General features: G+C 40.2%; 10 protein-coding genes. 5 read left to right on the top strand and 5 right to left on the bottom strand.

Annotation, left to right across the window (positions count from 1 at the left end):
- Window positions 1-7: 7 nt before the first annotated feature.
- The 5 genes from ACIQXP_RS04670 to ACIQXP_RS04650 all read left to right on the top strand — a co-directional run bounded on the left by ACIQXP_RS04670 (window position 8) and on the right by ACIQXP_RS04650 (window position 6,822).
- Entirely contained in the window at window positions 8-1,096 is a 1,089-nt protein-coding gene (locus ACIQXP_RS04670) for a redoxin domain-containing protein (RefSeq protein ID WP_391527741.1), read from the top strand.
- Complete coding sequence (locus ACIQXP_RS04665; RefSeq protein ID WP_387504653.1) at window positions 1,093-2,769, top strand: trypsin-like peptidase domain-containing protein; 1,677 nt, start codon at window positions 1,093-1,095, stop codon at window positions 2,767-2,769. Before ACIQXP_RS04670 ends, ACIQXP_RS04665 begins: the two co-directional genes overlap by 4 nt.
- Before the next feature lie 305 nt (window positions 2,770-3,074).
- Window positions 3,075-5,540 carry a glycoside hydrolase family 95 protein gene (locus ACIQXP_RS04660; protein WP_387504652.1) on the top strand — a complete coding sequence of 822 codons (2,466 nt, stop codon included), beginning with the start codon at window positions 3,075-3,077 and terminating at the stop codon, window positions 5,538-5,540.
- A 462-nt stretch (window positions 5,541-6,002) separates the two neighbouring features.
- The gene (locus ACIQXP_RS04655; protein WP_387504651.1) at window positions 6,003-6,356 is read left to right on the top strand and encodes a hypothetical protein; all 354 of its coding nucleotides are present in this window, start codon (window positions 6,003-6,005) and stop codon (window positions 6,354-6,356) included.
- Window positions 6,357-6,549: 193 nt separating this feature from the next.
- Window positions 6,550-6,822: a hypothetical protein gene (locus ACIQXP_RS04650; protein ID WP_293742460.1), complete on the top strand. Its 273-nt coding sequence runs from the start codon at window positions 6,550-6,552 to the stop codon at window positions 6,820-6,822.
- A gap of 500 nt (window positions 6,823-7,322) precedes the next feature.
- Here ACIQXP_RS04650 and ACIQXP_RS04645 read toward each other — a convergent pair whose 3' ends face one another.
- The 5 genes from ACIQXP_RS04645 to ACIQXP_RS04625 form a co-directional block, all read right to left on the bottom strand.
- Window positions 7,323-9,980, bottom strand: a complete 2,658-nt coding sequence (locus ACIQXP_RS04645; protein ID WP_387504650.1) for a glycoside hydrolase family 2 protein — start codon at window positions 9,978-9,980, stop codon at window positions 7,323-7,325.
- 133 nt (window positions 9,981-10,113) lie between these two features.
- Window positions 10,114-11,247, bottom strand: coding sequence for a DUF4998 domain-containing protein (locus tag ACIQXP_RS04640; RefSeq protein ID WP_293742458.1), 1,134 nt, complete (start codon window positions 11,245-11,247; stop codon window positions 10,114-10,116).
- A gap of 155 nt (window positions 11,248-11,402) precedes the next feature.
- Window positions 11,403-12,608 (bottom strand): DUF5000 domain-containing lipoprotein, encoded by a 1,206-nt coding sequence (locus ACIQXP_RS04635; protein ID WP_387504649.1) that lies wholly within the window; start codon window positions 12,606-12,608, stop codon window positions 11,403-11,405.
- A 36-nt stretch (window positions 12,609-12,644) separates the two neighbouring features.
- The gene (locus tag ACIQXP_RS04630; RefSeq protein ID WP_387504647.1) at window positions 12,645-14,624 is read right to left on the bottom strand and encodes a RagB/SusD family nutrient uptake outer membrane protein; all 1,980 of its coding nucleotides are present in this window, start codon (window positions 14,622-14,624) and stop codon (window positions 12,645-12,647) included.
- Between the two features lie 23 nt (window positions 14,625-14,647).
- Window positions 14,648-17,905 carry a SusC/RagA family TonB-linked outer membrane protein gene (locus ACIQXP_RS04625; protein ID WP_387504646.1) on the bottom strand — a complete coding sequence of 1,086 codons (3,258 nt, stop codon included), beginning with the start codon at window positions 17,903-17,905 and terminating at the stop codon, window positions 14,648-14,650.
- Window positions 17,906-18,584: the final 679 nt, after the last annotated feature.

Raw genomic sequence — 18,584 nt, 5'->3', positions numbered from 1 at the left:
ACAAACAGTGAAGAACAAAATTTATCTTCTTTTAATGTTTCTGGTATTTATAATGAATAGCCAGTTGCAAGCACAAATGCGATTAAGCGGCCAGTTGGGTGGTACAAATGCGGATAGCATATCTTTGACCTATAAACTTAATGGGAAAACAAATGAAAAACGGATACCTGTCAAAAACGGGGTATTCACCATAACGGTACCAAGTGATACACCGGCTATGGCAAACTTGAAACTTCCCTTTCAAGGGCAAAGTTTTGATTATCCTTTTTTTGCAGAACCTGGTAACCTCCAACTGCGCGGAAGTGTAGAGAATCTGGATTCCATTATGAAAATCAGCATTACAGGTGCCCCTACTCAAAATGCATTTAATTCTTACATTAGAGCGAGGATGTTGCTGATTAAACAAGCCGATAGCCTGGATGTGCTAATGGCCAGTGGCCGCGCAGATTCTACTGTAGTGAAACCCCAGCTGTTTAAAATCGGACAAATGATTTCGAGTGGCCTGGCTGAACAGTACATCAAAAATAATCCGAAAAACTATGTAAGCCTGCACCTGCTAAATTTACTGATCGGTTCCAGAATAGATTACGACAAGGCAAATGCGCTTTTTCAGGGCATTGATAAATCCCTTCGTGCATCTTCAGCAGGTATGTCCGTAAAAAAAGACCTCTCTGTTTTACAACTCTCGGCAACGGGAAAACCACTGAAATCGTTTAGCATTCCAGATATGAACGGTAAAATGGTTACTTTGGACGATTATAAAAGTAAAATTGTACTGGTAGATTTCTGGGCAAGCTGGTGCGTACCCTGCAGACGAGAAAACCCTAATTTGTTAGAAAACTATAATAAATATCATGCAAAAGGATTTGATATCCTGGGCATCTCGTGTGATAATGATGTTGACAAATGGGAAAAAGCCGTAAATGAAGATAATCTTCCCTGGAAACAGGTTAGAGATTGGGAAATCTTGAAATACTATGGCTTACACTCTATTCCTTCCAACTTCCTTCTGGATGGTAACGGCAATATATTGGCCATAAACCTTAGAGGTGAGGAACTCACGCAAAAATTAGATCAAATCTTCGCTAAAAAATGAGCAATCGTTTTAAAATAGCTTGCCTGCTTTTACTCTTTTGCAATCTGGTGGCAAAAACGCGGGCACAGCAAGAGATCAGGTCTGCCAAAAAAATAGAAAGTTTGTTGTGTAAAACAAACTTAGAGGTGGTTGATGCCTGTATCAAATTGGTAATCAGGGATACAGTGTCAGATCGAGATTTTGGCGGGTTTAGTGCGGTAATTGTCACTTCCGATGGCACCATTTTAACTGCAGCTCATTCCGTTGAACCTAATCACCGGTACCGGGTAGAATTTCCAAACGGGCAGAAAGGGGTCGCAGTTGCTTTGGGAAAAATTGCCTTGAGCGATGAAAAGCAACAGTTCGATCTGGCGATGCTTAAAATGGAAGGCAAAGGCCCATGGCCTTTCGTAACAATGGCTGATAGTAGGAACCTGGTTGTAGGAGAAGGCTGCCTGGCCATCTCCTACCCTGGCAGTTTTTTTCAAACCAAGCCGAACTTGCGTTTCGGGCGTATTACAAAATTGGATGCTGGTGATGGCTTTTTGCAATCAACCTGTAAAATGGAACCTGGAGATTCAGGAGGTGGTCTTTTTGACCTGCAAGGCAAATTGATTGGTATCCGCGATAAAGTTCAGCTCAGTGAGAACGAAAATTTCGATATCCCGGTTAATCAGTTCCGCCGGTATTGGAGTGCCTTGCAAAAAACAATCAATTACCGCCGGTTACCAATAGCAGACACACTTACACCCGTACCGGCAAACAAACGTTTTACGGTAGCTCCTCCTGCTCATTTTTCACAGCTGAGACTTAAATTTCCAGACCAGGTTATCACCGTACACAGTACAAAGGGCAATGCGCAACAGCAAATCCTGGCCACCGCAATAAACCTGGATCAAAAAGGTCGGCCATCCGTACTATGGCTTAGTAAAAGTTCTATGCTTGGGGAACAGCCCTGGATGATGTACAATGGTGTAAAAATGCAATTAAATGTAATAAGCCGTGATCCTGAAAACGACCTGGTACTGTTAAGTCCAGCTGATGGCGTGAACAATTTTAAGGGTATAAAAACGGGTAAAGTTAAGTACAAACCAATAATTACCAATAACCTGGGAAAGTTTTTATACTCACAGGTAGATCCTGAGGGCTGTAAATTAGGCATTGTCAGCACTGGAGAAATTCAGCTACCGCTACTTTTTAGCCGTGCGCAATTGGGTGCATTGGTGTTTGAAGAAGCTGGTAAAATAATGGTGAAAGATATTGCGCTTAACTACCCTGCTGATCAGGTGCTAAAAATTGGTGATCAGATCATATCCATAAACGGAAAAGAGGTACCTAACGAAAAGGTTTACCAGCAAGAAATGAACCGTCTGCTTATGGGCGATCATCTTACTTTGGGGGTCATTAGAAACCATAAAACCTCAACAGTTGATCTTGATTTTAAGGAAAGAACAACGCGCGACATCACCCTAAACTACAAAGGGAAAAGAAGTTTACGCTCAGACGGGTTTCAAAAAGTATTTGTTCAGGACGCCGCCATCCGATCGGATGAGTGCGGAGGAGCTGTTTTCGATGGCGATGGAAACTTTATGGGCATTAACATTGCCAGGCACAGCCGGACAGCTACCATCATTTTACCCCTGGATGTGATTAAAAAGTCAATCGCAAAGATGTTGGATTCAACAAAAAGCTAAACATGTTAGCTCATCAATAAAAACGTGAACGTGCTAAATTCATATCATCAATACATGCGAAAGCCTCCATTTATTGGGGCTTTTGTTGTTTACAGGCTTTTCTAAAATGTGTTACTTCGCAATAATAAAGGTTAAATGCACTCGCAAATCAAAGGAAAAACGATTAATATCGGAATAGTGATAAAAAATGTCGGTTTCAGATAATTTCTAACCATGCTAGGAGATTATATTTGAAAATAAGATCAACCCCATTTAACCCCTAACATTAAGGACATTTATTTTGATTACGTTATAATCTTTTTCGAATGAAACTAAACTTTACGACCAGTTTCCTAAGCATTTCAATTCTATTTAACATCAGCTTAGGTTGTGCTCAAAACAAAAATACTACTGTACCTGAAATTCCCAATAATAAAACCTTATGGTATACAGCACCTGCAAAAGTATGGGAAGAAGCTCTACCTATTGGAAACGGGCAGTTTGGTGCCATGATTTTTGGCAACCCGCTAAATGAGCGGCTTCAGCTTAACGAAATAACGCTATGGTCTGAACATCCTCAACCTGATGCAGACCGTGAGGGGGCCTATCAATATCTGGATACAATTAGGAAAACTATCCGCAACAAAGATTATCAAAAGGCACAACAGTTAACCCGCGATCATTTTACTTCTCCATCGCCTTATAACGCTTCTTATCAAACATTAGGTGATTTAAACATGAAGTTTAAACTACCTGATAACAAACCGGTAAGCAATTACCGCCGCTGGCTGAATATAGATCAAGCAACTGCCGGCGTCTCTTTTTCAGTTGATGGCACACAATATCAGCGCGAGCTATTTTCCAGTGCCGCAGATAAAGCAATCATCCAGCGTTTAACGGCATCAAAAAAAGGTAGCCTGAGTGTCCAATTGGGTTTAAACAGGATAGAGCGTGCGCAAACCCGTTTTGTGGCGCCAAACAAACTCATCATGACCGGAAACGCCGGAGGTAAATTAACTTACGAAGTACAACTTACGATTTTAAACAGTGGTGGTACAATAAAAGCATCAGGCAATGAATTAGCAGTAGAAAACGCTGACGAATTACTGATTTTGATGACTGCCGGAACCTCTTATGTGCTTGATTATGCAAAGTTGTTTCAGGGTAAGAACCCCCATTCCGCGGTTTCGCAACAAATGGCCAATGCCCTGACCAAATCGTATCCGGTGCTGAAACAAAATCACATCAGAGAATACCAAAAATACTTTTATAGGGTAAATTTTGAATTAGGATCGAATAAAGAACCTGATCTACCGACTGATCAGCGGCTTAAAAATTATGGGAATGGATTGGCCGATCCTGCTTTCGCTACACTTTTTTATCAATACGGCAGATATTTGCTGATTTCATCCAGTCGGCCAGACAACATACTCCCTTCTAACTCTCAGGGTTTATGGGGCGATGGACTTGATCTACCCTGGAAATGTGATTATAAATCAAACATTAACTATGAGATGAATTACTGGCCTGCCGAACAAAGCAATCTGTCAGAAATGCACCTTCCCATGATCAGGCTTACCCAAACCCTGGTAGCGCCCGGAACCAAAACTGCTCAAACCTATTACGGTCCACAAACGCCCGGCTGGTTTTATGGTTATACCACCAACGGCTGGGGCTGGACCAGCCCGGGAGCAGATTTACCATGGGGCGTTTTTAATGGCGGTAGCGGCTGGGCATGCCAGCATTTATGGGAACACTATGCTTTCACCAGAGACAAGGCTTACCTGAAAAGTATTTATCCTACCTTGAAAGGTGCTGCAGAATTTTATATGGCTACCATGATAAAAGATGATAAAGGCTTCCTCATTACCTCCCCTTCCACCTCACCCGAAAATTACTTTATTACGGATGATAAAAAGAGTAGTAGCGTTACAGAAGGTGCAACGATGGAAAAATCAATCATCTGGGATCTGCTAAACAACGTATCCCAAGCGGCTTCAGCACTGAATGACGATAAAGCCTTTCGAAACCGGGTGCTAAAAATCCGCGATCAGATCAGCCCGCTAAAAATCGGCAAAGCCGGGCAGTTAATGGAATGGAACGAAGACTGGGACCTGAACACTAATGATCCTCACCACCGTCATGTTTCGCATTTATTTGCCTTACACCCCGGAAGGCAGATTACGGCATTAGGTACGCCTGAACTGGCGAACGCCGCCAGAAAAACGCTTGAGTTAAGAGGAGATGACGGAACCGGATGGTCTATAGCTTGGAAAGAAAACTTCTGGGCAAGGTTAAGGGATGGGGATCATGCGCATAAGCTGCTATCCAATCAACTGCGTGCCACTTACCAAACCGAAACCATCATGGCAGATGCCGGAGGCACCTACCCCAATCTTTTCGATGCTCATCCACCCTTCCAGATCGATGGAAATTTTGGAGCTGTATCAGGCATGACTGAAATGCTGTTACAAAGTATGGAAACATACACCAATGCAAATGGCCGGGATGCTTACATCCTTGATTTATTACCGGCACTGCCAACTGCCTGGCCGAGCGGAAAAATTACCGGACTTAAAGCCAGAGGCGGTTTTGAAGTATCACTTAAATGGAAGGACGGAAAACTGCACAGCGGAACCATCAAATCATTAACTGGAGAACCCTTTAAAATCAGGACTTCAAACCAGATAAAAATTAAAGGGGCAAATGCAATAGCCAGAAAGGCAGATGGTAACTTTATGTATAGTATGCAATCTAAAAAAGGTATAACCTACTCATTTTTATCAATGTAACGGACATTTTTTTTTTTTGCATATGCCTTTTACAATTTTTGAACAAAATAACGGTTATTCCTTATCCCTTTATTGAATGATAATTTATCGGATCATTTTAACAGGAATAACCCACTACTTATTGCTTTTTACTTACGGCGTGGGCTCGCCTCTGCTACCGACTACAAACCAGTTCAGGTTTGCCACCGCCGAAAGTTTACTTTTTTTACATCAAAAAGAAAAAAAATATAGCCGTCTTCCGTAAATTTTAGGTTTTTAGAGCTATCGTCATTCCCACCTAAATTCGATAGCGATCAAATGCAAACCATTTAATGTTAGTGAATACCTAAGATAAAAACCTGAGCTCGATTAATAATCTCCGCTGAAGATGCTAGTGCGGTGATCGACAATCTCGGCCTAAAACCATCAATACTTCAACCAGTTTCCTACTCGGGCAGTTCAGCACTGACACTTCCAAAATATGTGAGAAAACCTCAGAAAACTAAGGAACTTAAGGGAATAGACCTCTTTTTTCATTGGACAGGCAACAGCCCGGATGCGCTTGCAGCGAAACTTAAAACGATCGAAACAGCAGGACTTGAGCTTTCGATGATTACCAATAGGGGAATTAAGGTTTGGCCTGGTGGATTTCCGGAAACTTTCTGTACTGATCATTGGAGATGCCGATTCATGCCCGCTAAAGATACCTTTATTGACCAGAGAAAAATTATTGGCTTGTTTCTTACTGCCACTTTGGCTGGACTCGAGTTAATCAAAACGGAAAACCTTTATGCCTTTGACGGTGTAGATGCATTTTCTCTTGGCCAGGGACAGTAGCTAACATAAAACATTCAATTTTTAAAAAATCAAAGCTACGAACGCTTTAGCATCGGATCGGAGAAAAAATAAACAGCTACGCGGTTATTATTTTCAAACTTTAACAGTCTACCAAAATACACCCTTTTCGCGAGCATAGTTCGGGTGAATACGTAGTCAATAAAAGCTAACCAACATCAAATTTTAAAATAATATGCAACACACCAATCAGTTTACACTTATCCAGGGAAAGTTTACCGTGGAAGACGCAAAATCAATTTTATTTAACTTTTATAATACCAAAATTAATTTCCATAATTTGCAGCTTATCGCAATTCATGAAGGTAAACCAGGAGACGCCAGTGAGATTGAGCAAAAAGTTTCCGCACTAAAACAGGTGAAACAGGAAATCTCTTCACTATTGTCGGCACCAGACTTTGCCAACCAGTTGCTGGAAATCGAAGGTCATATTACTATAAAACGATAGTAAGTTTGTTTTGGCTATTATTCAAAAAGAAATCTGCATTATTTAGCTCATCTTACATAAAATCGAAGTTGCCAGATTTTCACCGACATATCAAACAATATATTTTTGTAAGGTCGAGCTTAAGACGGTGTTATGACCAGGATTAACCAGTTCAGTATAGATCATGATTACCTTGCTGAACTGGTTAATCATCGCCCTGTCATCATCTAAAATCTTTTCTTTAACCAATTGACCATGAGCTTCATGGCTACATCTGAAAAGCCGGTTTTGATCGTAACCTGATTTCGATTATTAATATTGCCTCTCCGTTAGCTTATATCGGCTTTTTGATTAAGAGGCCGTCACCCTGATCCGATAACCATCGGATTCATTTCAAGGTCTCTCCTGCTAAAAACAAGAGAGAACTACAAATAAACAGGTAAAAGGAGGATATCCAAAAAGGCCGGACATCCTTCGCAAAAGTTACTTATGATTAGAGTTTGATCTTGCAGCATGAATTATCATTTTGCTACAATACCTGATACTGAAACATCTGTTAAACCGATATCACCTTGCTTCAAAAAGCTAATGCGTATATACCGCCCGGAAACATCTAATTTATCGATAAACTGATGATCCATGCTTTTCTCACTGTCCGAAAAATCTTTTAACATTTTCCAATCATTACGACTGTCACTTACTTCTACCTTAAATCTACATTTATTTGATGCGGGAAATTGAATTTGAATTTCTTTAATAACAACTTTTTTTTCCATATCCAATACCCAATTTGGGGATTGGTCTTCATTTCTAGGTTTCCACCACGAAGACTTCTCTCCATCAGCCGCCAATCCCGAACTGAAGCCTTCAGCAGAACTGCTGGCAAAGGTTGGGTTGTTTCTGCCAAATACCTGCAATTGATCTTGCTGATCTGATCTCTTGAATGGAATATAAGGTCTGTCTTTAGTTTTATTCTCAGAACGATAAGCATAATTTCCTATAAATTCTATATTAATTTCTGCAGATTTCAATCCTGATGACGTGGCCCGGATAGTTGTTTTACCTGCATACCATGATCTGAGGGCGATAGCGGCTTGTCCGTCCAGTATACGGATATCACTTTTTTCATTAAAAAGAATAGTGGTGCCTGTCGGAAATTCTCCGGGGCCAGAAACGATTTCTAATTTTACGTCTGGACTGTTACTTAATGGGTGGCCTGAAGCATCAACAACGGTCACTTTTACATGTACATCATCTGTACCGTCTGTACCGACTATTTTTTGATCAGTTTCCAGGCGTAGTGCTGCAGCAGTTCCTGCCTTTGGCCATTCAGGAGGAGCAATACCTAAATAGTGGTTACGGTACCAATACCAGGCACGCTTTGGTATCCTGAAATAATCAATAATTCCTAGTTTTGCCATCGATTCTCCTGCAATAGAGCCATGATCAAATGCACACCAAAGAGACTGACCTGAACGCCAAGGATATTGCGGTTCGCCATTGGCATTGGCCAAATCTCCCCATCCGGGAGCATATTCCCCAGGTCTGTTTGCAAAAGTACCTCCATACTCTGAAACAACACTTGGGATACCGGGATTCTGAAAAGCCGCTATAGAAGCTCCATCACCATTATAACCGGCAATATCTCCAATTTTATCAATACGCATGTCATCAATAGGCCGTTGTGCACCTCCTACAGCTGCAGGCCTGCCCGGATCTTCCCGATGCACCACTCCTACCAGGTTTTTAAGTAAGTTGCGCATCGGAACCAGTGTATTCTTAGACGTAAAAAAGGGCTCATTAGAAACACTCCATACTACTATTGAAGGATGATTTCTGTTGATGCGAATCATTTCTTTCAGTTCTTGTTCAGCACTACGGTTGAAGGCGGCAGTGTCTGATGTATTTTCAGGATAAGAATGCGTATTCCAGTATCCTTCAGGTGCACGGTCACTTCCACCAATACCCCAAAAATTGTTTTCGGACCAAAATAGGATTCCTGTTTTGTCGCAAGCCTCTGCAAACGCAGGATCATGAGGATAGTGAGAGCCCCTAATAAAATTGAAGCCTGCATCTTTAACCATTTTTACATCTCTGAAAATAGCACGGTTGGTGACTGCATCACCCCACCCGGCCTGATCCTGGTGAACATTAGCCCCACGAAGATAGAGGTGCTCGCCGTTAAGAAAAAAACCCTGATCTGCTGTCCAGCGAAAAAAACGGATTCCAAACGATTGTTGTTGTTCATCTATTTTTTTATCATTCAGGTAAACTGTTGTACTCGCACTATAAAGATAGGGATGATCAGGATGCCAAAGTAATGGCTTTTTGATTAAATCAGACAATTGTTTGATTTTGTTAAAACCCGTTTTTGCCACTATATTAACAGTCATCACTTGCACCTGTTTGAGATTTGGATCAAACAGTTTAGTTTCTATTTTTAGTTTTTGTGCTTTTGAAGTCGTATTGTTGATTTCCGTTTGCACCTCAACATTCGCCTGATCTTTCGTTACCTGCGGAGTGTTGATGTAAGTTCCACACCAATCAACATGTACCGCATCTTTGAAAACGAGTTTAACATCTCTATAAATTCCACCAGAAAACACATGTTCTCCGGCGCGGGGAGCAAGATCAGCTTTCCAAAGGTTGTTCACCCTTATGTCAACGGTATTTTTTCCTGACTTAAGCTGCTTGCTAATGTCTATCGAAAAACCTGTATAACCGCCCTTATGTGCCCCGGATTTTATGCCATTGACAAAAATTTCTGCTTCCTGAAATACGCCTTCAAATTCAAGAAAAACCTTTTTACTGTTTTTTATCTGCGGTTCAAGGTTGAAATTTTTCTGATAATGGCCATAGCCTACATAAAAATCCGGAGACATAAAGTAAGGAATGCTAAACGAATGCGGAATTCCAACCGATGACCATTGCGAAGTATTAAGATTTTTTATTTCCTTGTCTTCAATTTTTTCCGGTTTAAATTTCCAGTCTCTATTCCAGTTTAATGTTGTTCGGCCTACTTTGTTTATATGATATTCAGATGTAAGTTTTTGCGCAGGGCTTGTTTGTATCAAGAAACAGTTCAGCAGTAGAAGAAGAATAAGGTTCCGAAAAAGAGGCTTTGAAGAAGTAGAATTGAACATCGTTAAAGTACCGCTGAAACAAAAATTTGGTTTCATTTGTGTGGATTTGTTGGATAAAGGATAGTGTATTCGGTTTAGTGCAAGGCATAATTAACAGATATGTCTTTAATGCACATTAATTCTGATTGATTAAAAATATTCACGAAGACTGTGCTCCTCTTTTTAAAAGTTAGTTTGATAAAAGTGAAACAGCCGTTACCCTCCAATATTGATTGCCGCTTTGCATCGTGGAGAGGAAACCTAAAGATACTGCCTGTGACTGTGTAAGGGTAAATGGTACCTGAATCACCTCATCGGTATAGAGTTTAGAACTAAAGCGCTTAAAACTTAATGCAGTTGACAAAGAAGATATATCTGGAAGGGTGTTTCCTGATGCTACCACCACATAAACAGGATCGAGAGCTTCTGTATAATTATTAACCTGGAAGATATAGTTGCCTGCCGGGAGTGTAACTGTCTGATAAATTTTTCCATTGATAATGTTTGGAGAACCACTCCAGCCAGATTCCATTACCAGTGATCCGCCACTGTCTGTGGCATAACCTCCATAACCAGAGTGATTGATAACAGTTGCATTCGTTACCCAGGGTGCAGCTAGTATTCCCCACCTGTTTCCATCAAATGCGCCACGTGTAAAAGGTCCGGTGTTGGAAATATACAGTTTAGTAACATCTGCTTTCACACTTCGGCTCTGATAATCAGTGTAAAATTGATCAATTGCTGTAGCTTCCGGAAGAAAGGCTGTACGGTAACTGAGCGATTTGCCTATTTTAAAGTTTGGCAACCTGGTAACCATAGCAGTAGGCGAGGATACAACCAATGTATCATGAGTTTTATCATTGTTGTCTGCATATCTGATATGCATAAATTTAACACCCGCATCCTTATTTACATCTGCCCATATAATTAAAGCAGAACCATCGGGCTGAATGGCTGCATCACTTATTCCGCGGTTAAGCAGCGAACTTTGATAAAGCGCTCCGTACACATTTGCCGCAATGTTAACAGGTATAGAAATATGGCCTTCCGTATCACTTGTCCTCACCTCAAAACTGGCTATACCTTCCGGCAAATTTGAAATAATGGTTTTTACGGTATCCACATTCTTGGTTCTTTTTACCGGTACCACTATTGAGTCTTGCCTTGAGTTCCAATATACTGTATATTTAGTAATCTTTGGATCTGATGTAAAGAGCCCGGTAAGCATTACCCTGTTTTTTCCGGCAAAAGCTTTTAGAGAATCTATTTTACCAGGGTAAATAATCGGGCCGTTTTTCTGATATATATTTTTGTAATCGTCCATTTTCGAGCAGGAAAACAGCAGAAAAAGAAGGAGGACATTTATGGTATATATTATATTTTTTTTAAGTGTCATTTTTTTAATTTTAGAATTTATCAATTAAAGTAATAGTTCTTGTTGAGCAATTATTGCTACATCAAATTGGATCTGCTTAAGCTTTATTGTCCCCAAAGCGTAAATTCATCAATACTCATAAAATAAGACCCTTGCCAGTTACGTAAATTACGAAGGCGGATATAGCGATATGAACCAAGACCGGGCTGAAAATCGAATTGCCAGCCAGACCGGGCTAGGCTTTGATCTGCCCCAGTTTCTGTACCATAAGGGCTACCAGATGGCTTGGCTACCGAAAATGTTCCCAATTTTGACCATGAGGCATCGAGTGCCCCTGATGTGTTCGGACTATTTGACCCCCATATTTCAAAATCCCGGGGATTACCCCTTACATAAAAATTATTCATTTCATTATGCGGATTGATACTCATCCTGCTAAATACATGTGCTTCGCCGAGATCAAGCGTAATCATTTGAGGTGTAGATGCAACTTCAACCGTAAACATTAAGTTTGGCCAGTTCTCCGTTAATACGCCATTATAAATATTTCTGACATCAGTTTGTCCTGGCAACAACATCTCTGCATCTCCGGGTAAAACCAGGTTGCTCCATTTATTTTTAGGTAACAACTGCTCAAACAGAGGGGTCAGCGTTACAAACAAAGTATCAGAGTGGTTCAGCCATCTATCGCGCACAACAAAACCGAATTTTCTTTTTTTGGCCTGTTGTCCCCGTATGGAGCCAGTGATTACCTTAGTATTTCTATAAATATTATCGAGTGATGCTGTTTTGACATATTCACCATTTCCTGCTGTATCTACCATAGTTACAATAGCTAAATTATCAGCCGCCGGGTTATTACAGGTAAGATTAAAACCTCCGAAAGTTGCAGTAATCTTTAAAGATCTGCGGGCGATCACAAAAGACGGAACCAGAGGGTTAACAGTTACTTCCGTTGCTGCTGAGGCGATTTCGCTGGAATTTACCGCATAAAGTTTAACCTTGTGCGCAAGCGTATCCGCAAAACCATCTAGTGTTAGTGTATTGGTGTATCGCGAAGCGATATTAACCTTTTCTATCCCGGGAGCTATTTCGTAAACAGCTTTAACGTAAGACAAGTCATGATCAGAAGGTAAACTATAGGTGAGTGTAGCTTTACCGTTGCTGCTTACCGACGTAACATTGGTAACCGCGCCAGGTGCATTACTATTGGTTAAGGTTGGTTTATTCAGTAATTCGCGTTTACAGCCCATATTTAACAGCAACAAGCAAATGCCCACAAGCAAAACGATGTTAGTTGTTTTTTTCATTTTAATTTTTTTGAATGTATGATTAGATTTTTTCAATCACCAGTTTGGGTTTTGAACCAGATTTTCATTAACCAGCAGGTTGTTTTCCTGAATAGGCGTTAAATAATCACGTGGTACAATGAAATGTCTCGAATAGAATGTAGTTTCACGATAATATAGATCAGCATCGGTCTGCCTGATATCCCAACCGGTAATATTGCCATTCAATTCCTGCCCTGCCTTTTTCCATCGTAACAAATCCCAGTAGCGCTGACCTTCGAAAGAAAGTTCAATTCCTCTCTCTTGCTGAATAATCAGGCGCATCCCTTCTTTAGTTGTAAATTTTGTAGGGTTTGTGCTAAAGTTCGACCATGCAGTTTGAACAGTTTGTAAGCCCGATCTTGCCCGTATTCGGTTCACATACTCGTATACATCAGCAGTTGGTCCCTGAAATTCATTTAATGCTTCTGCATAAAGCAGATATAAGTCTGCCAAACGCATTTCTGGCCATGCATAGTTTTGAAATTGATAGTTAGACCATTCGAAATGCCAGTTCAACAGTTTTTTCATATAATAACCTGTTATGGGATTAGCCGAAGTTGCACCATATTGACCTACTTTCGATTCAAGATGCCAGGTATTTTCATCGCTTAGCGAAGGGCTATTAGCCATATACCAAACACCCCCATCAAACCCAAGGCTGGCGTAGAATCGCGGTTCCCTGTCAAAGTTTAATCTTGCTGTCTGGTAATTTTCGGCGATATCGAATCTTTCATCGTGTGTTCCTGTTCTCAGCACTTCTATTTTCGAAAAATCAAGGGTTTTATCTTCACCAATAGGAACACCATTTTTAGTGTAAAATAATTTGGCCATTTTTAAGGTTGGTCCTAATTGTATATTATACGCAGCCTTGGTTGCATTCGCAGGGTCGTACTGACCAGCACTGATGGATTGGATCAGATTTGTGTTATTATTGGTTGTTAAGCCCCAGATCAATTCACTATTCCAGCTTTCACTCACTGCATTACGGAAACTCATTTCTGTTGTTGTAGTAGCGCTTAAAGGAACCAGTTGTGCAGGAAAAGTATATAGCTTTATATTTGCCGAATTACAGATATCAATAGCGGCTTTGCAAGCGTCAGCTGCTTTTTTCCATTTTTGTGGATCGTAGGAAGGGTTGAATAAAGCAACACCATCTTTATCCTTAAAAGAATTATAGTCTGAATTTCCGTTAAACAAGGGGCTGGCCGCCATAGTAAGCAGGCGTGCTTTCATACTGAGCGCTACAGGTTGTGTGATCCTTCCAAGTTCCGTCGTTTTATTTAAAATGGTTAAGGGTAGTTTTTTTGCGGCTGTATCCAGTAACAAGGAGATATAATCTACTACAGCATCTACCGGCTGGCGCTTCACCCTAATTTCACTGATTGGGGCATCAACTGATATATTTTTATCAATGATAGGAACCGGCCCATACGATCTCAATAAAATAAAGTGATAAAATGCCTTCAAAAACTGTGCTTCTCCTATCCAACGCCTGCGCAAGTCGGCATCAAGATCAGGCACTTTACTGGTATTGCTAATATTCTCAATAAATATATTACAGTCTCTTATTGCTTTGTACATAGATGGCACACCGTTATATCCCTCCATATAATTAGCCCGTGGCGAAACCGTATTTTGTTCTCCGCGTGCAATTCTCAGCACTACATCATCAAACCTTAGAGCCGGAAAATCCATCCATATTTCATCACCTGCAATCAGGCCCGGATTATATTGCGGATTGGATTGAGCTGGTAAATAACCATATAAGGTGAAAAGGTATTTTTCAGCCTCATTTTTTGCCGTAAAAGCATTATCAATCGTTGCAATGTTATCTGGTACAACATCCAGATAGGACTTTTTACACGATGAACAAAACAAAGCCAAAAGTAAAAGAAGCAGAAATGTATATTTTTTATATAAGTGCATTACAGAAGTATACGAGGCAAAATCAAATTGGATACCGCGCTGTTTACTGTTTTTTTTTCTATTTTTCATAATGATCCATTTATCTGATTAAATTAAAACCCTGCTAAAATCCCTATGTTGAACACTCTCTGAACAGGATAACCCAGCCCGGAGGTACCCATTTCAGGATCCCATAATTTAAAGGAACTGAAACGAAGCAGGTTTAAACCATTAACATATATGCGGCTATTGGCTAAACCCAATTTTTTTAAAAGTTTTGACGACATATTATAGCCCAGCTCCACAGATTTTAAACGAAGGAATGAACCGTTTTGCAGCCACCAGGAAGAAACCTGATTATTATTATAAGATAATGTAGGGCTTAAACGCGGCCAGAATGCGTAAGAATTGCGGTTATCTTCTGACCAGTGATCGTCTGCAATAATTTGCAAGAGGCCATTCTGATTACCACCATTGAGATAGAAAGGAGTAGTATTGGATGAATTGATAACGAATGATGATCGGGCAGATCCCTGGAAGAAAGCAGAAAGATCAAAATTCTTATAGCCCACAGAAAAACCAGCGCCGTAAATAATTTCTGGTGTTGTTGGAAAACCCATTGGAACGAAGTCCGAATTGGTAATTTTGCCATCTCCGTTGATATCTCGGTACTTGATATCGCCTGCACCGTACTCACCAAAACTTTGGATCGGCGAGTTTGCCACTTCCACATCATCAATAAAGAGTCTTTCTGCTACAAGTCCATAAATCTGGCCTAAAGAATTTCCTACGCGAGAGAGATTTTTCAGATTGTCTGGATAAATCGGTTCTTCATTAGCCAATAATTTATTTTTAGCATAGGTAAGTGTACCCCTTGCCTGTATCCACATCGAATTATTAAAAGAGTGATGATAATCAAGGGCTAAATCAATACCCCTGCTCAATACTTCCCCCACATTCGCTGAAACATCCGCCTGAAGGCCTAATGATGACGGTAAAGTATTTCGTACCATCAGAATGTTGTTTCGTTTTTGCTGGTAAGCATCCATCGTTATGGTAAAATCTTTAAACATTACCATATCAAGACCAAGGTTTAACTGTTTTGATTTCTCCCAGGTTATACTGCGGTTTTCGTAACGGTTAATGGCAACCGATGGCCGGCTATAGTTGTAATTGGTTCCAAAATTTCCATTTGTACCACCGTTCAGGTTTACATCAGACAGGTAAAAAAAGCGGTCATTGGCATCACCAATCTGATCATTACCCACCAAACCATATGTGAATCTGAATTTAAGCTGACTGATGGTATTTGTCAAAGGTTTGAAAAACTTTTCATTTGATACAATCCAGCCCCCACCGATTGACGGGAAAAAACCAAAGCGATGATTGGCCGCAAAACGTTCAGAACCATTATATCCAAAATCGAACTCGAACAGATAACGATTATCATAACCGTAAGTAAACCTTCCAGACATTCCCTGGTTTCTGGATGGAAGTGATAATTGTAGAGAAGAAGCATTACCGGTAAGGTAATTTCTGATCGTACCAATTAACATTCCAACAACATTATGCTTCTCTACGAAAGTATGGGAATAATTTAAGGCAAATTCAGCATAAATGGTGCTGTTTACTGTATTTGTGCCTGGATTGTAAGTCAGGTATTCGGTTGGAATGGAGCCAGGCGATCCCGGGTTACCGTCATTTAATAGGGATATACCTGAAAATTGACCATTTAATATATTTGAGGTGTAATAATAAGGACTATACTGCCGTGCCACAGAAAATTGAGCATAACGTGTGGTATATGTCATCAGCCTCGCGGATAAACCTGGAACTAATTCGTCCATGCTCTGCTTTAAACTTAGTTGTGCAGTAAGCGTACTGGTATTTGTGGCCTGATACCCCGATAGGGATTGTGCGTAAGGGTTGACATACAAACCTCCGGCAGGATTGACCGCATTACCAAACAATGGATGAGTGGCGTAAGGAAGGTAACTGCTGGGATAAATGGCAGGAAAGGCTACAGGATTGCTGTATAATGCATTGCTAAATACAGCAGATCCCCCGCCAATTGGTCCGTTATAGTTATCGAATTGCCCTTTAAGACTTACTAACGCTTCTGTACTTTTCGTAAAATTTAAGGTGATATTAGAAAGTAAAGAATATGAATTCAGTTTAATGTTATTATTAAAATTGTTCAGCTCGTTGTTCTTGAGTATACCATTATCTGTATTATAAGTCATTGCCAGATAATATTTTGCCCTTTCCGATCCGCCAGAGGCATTCATATTAAATCTGCGGTTTGAGGTATAATCCTTAATTAACTCATGGATCCAGTTGTTGTTCGGATATAGGTAAGGGTTATCTCCTGCTGCGGTATGGTCAATTTTATTTTGTGAATATGGTAATGATCCAAGTGGATTTCTGGTCAATACTGCTTCATTGGCCAGATTCATATAAGTAATATTATCTGCCAGTGCAAAGTTTTGGGTATTGGTGGATATAGAATTTTCAAGGCGAAAATTAAATTTTGTGCGGCCTTGTCCACCTGTTTTGGTCGCAATCAGAATGACGCCGTTTGCCCCCCTGGCACCATAGAGAGATGAAGCTGCAGCATCTTTAAGTACCGAAAAACCTGAAATATCATCAGGCTGTAACCGGGCAAGATCTGTTGTAGTAGATTCTATACCATCAATCAGAATTAATGGATCTACTTTACCTGCACCAAATGTTCCGACACCCCGAACAAAAAACTGGGCATTATCAGCACCTGGCTCTCCGCTGCGCTGATAAGAGATTACACCGGGAATACGACCGGCCAGCATGGTGGTAAGATTACTGGTTGGTCCTTTAATTTCTTTCGGATTGATAGAGGTAACTGAACCCACTAAAGTAGTTTTCTTTTGTGTTCCGTAAGCCACTACAACACTCACTTCATTAAGTTCATTTGATTTGCCAGTAAGACGAACGTTAATAATCGATTCGCCTTTAACTGCAATTTCCTGCGTTTCGTACCCTATCAACTTGAAAACAAGTGTATCCTGATGATCCGGTACACTGATTTTATACCGGCCATCGGGATCAGTACTTGCCCCTGTTTTTGTACCCTTTAGCAGAACAGTTACTGATGGTAAGGGCTGGTTTTTTTCGTCTGTAACCCTTCCTGTTACAGTGTGTTTGAAGAAATTAAGTGTTTTCTTTTCAATTGTGGAAGGAATAATTACCGCAGCACTAGCGTTATTTGTTTTGTTTTTATCGGCTTTTGTAAAGTGTGCGTAAGATTGATTTTGTAAGAACAAGATTAAGAAAAGTGCAAAGGCAGCACCTTTTATCCTTGTCCATGGAATTGCTTTGCGTAGAAAATAATTCATAAAACGACCTGGTTTTTTTTAAAATTCAGAACATAAAATCTCGTTTGGCTACAAACCTATTGTGGTTAATCTGAATTGAAGAGTTAGGTGTTATCCTTAATAAAGGAAGTATATAATTTGGTTAGTTTCCCGATAAGACCGGGGTTGTTTGGTATGTTTCGGCTGAGGTGTTACTACTATAGTATCATCTCTCATTGGTTAGTTTGCTTTAGTCTGAAGACATCAATTCGAGGTTGAATTGAATTAGTTATTCCTGATTAAGATGTTGACGATAAGCGAATGTCGTGGTAATAATTAAACCATAAGAGGGACAATTGTAGCAATGAAGGGGGGGTAAAAGGATAATTTTACCGTTTAAGTTAGATTTATTATCTATTGATATACGGAAGTTGACTTATACGGTTTAATTTATAATAGGAAAGGTTTGGCCTTTTTCAAACCTTATATTAAAGTATAATAAACACTTCAGCAAATAAGCGCTTATAGACCTATATCACATGAGTTCGATTATTCCTTTAGCTACTGAATGGTTCACAATCAAATTAGGAATGACGATCTCCCGCAGACTACCATTTTGCCAAAAAGATTTGTGTTTTGTATTGATATGAAATAACTATCCGTAAGAATGACAATTTAAAAATGATGTCCCTCTTCTGCGAAAAGATGCTGACCGCCCAGG

The sequence above is a fragment of the Pedobacter suwonensis genome, from assembly GCF_044762335.1.
GTDB lineage: Bacteria > Bacteroidota > Bacteroidia > Sphingobacteriales > Sphingobacteriaceae > Pedobacter.
The sequence above is the reverse complement of the archived record's forward strand: the minus strand, read 5'-3'. Positions and strand labels throughout refer to the sequence as shown.

Bases quoted from the DNA above. Each gene is read 5' to 3' on its own strand.
- ACIQXP_RS04630 (WP_387504647.1), bottom strand. From the start codon at position 14,624: ATGAAAAATAGAAAAAAAAACAGTAAACAGCGCGGTATCCAATTTGAT.
- ACIQXP_RS04650 (WP_293742460.1), top strand. From the start codon at position 6,550: ATGCAACACACCAATCAGTTTACACTTATCCAGGGAAAGTTTACCGTG.
- ACIQXP_RS04660 (WP_387504652.1), top strand. From the start codon at position 3,075: ATGAAACTAAACTTTACGACCAGTTTCCTAAGCATTTCAATTCTATTT.
- ACIQXP_RS04645 (WP_387504650.1), bottom strand. From the start codon at position 9,980: ATGAAACCAAATTTTTGTTTCAGCGGTACTTTAACGATGTTCAATTCT.
- ACIQXP_RS04625 (WP_387504646.1), bottom strand. From the start codon at position 17,905: ATGAATTATTTTCTACGCAAAGCAATTCCATGGACAAGGATAAAAGGT.
- ACIQXP_RS04635 (WP_387504649.1), bottom strand. From the start codon at position 12,608: ATGAAAAAAACAACTAACATCGTTTTGCTTGTGGGCATTTGCTTGTTG.
- ACIQXP_RS04640 (WP_293742458.1), bottom strand. From the start codon at position 11,247: ATGGACGATTACAAAAATATATATCAGAAAAACGGCCCGATTATTTAC.
- ACIQXP_RS04665 (WP_387504653.1), top strand. From the start codon at position 1,093: ATGAGCAATCGTTTTAAAATAGCTTGCCTGCTTTTACTCTTTTGCAAT.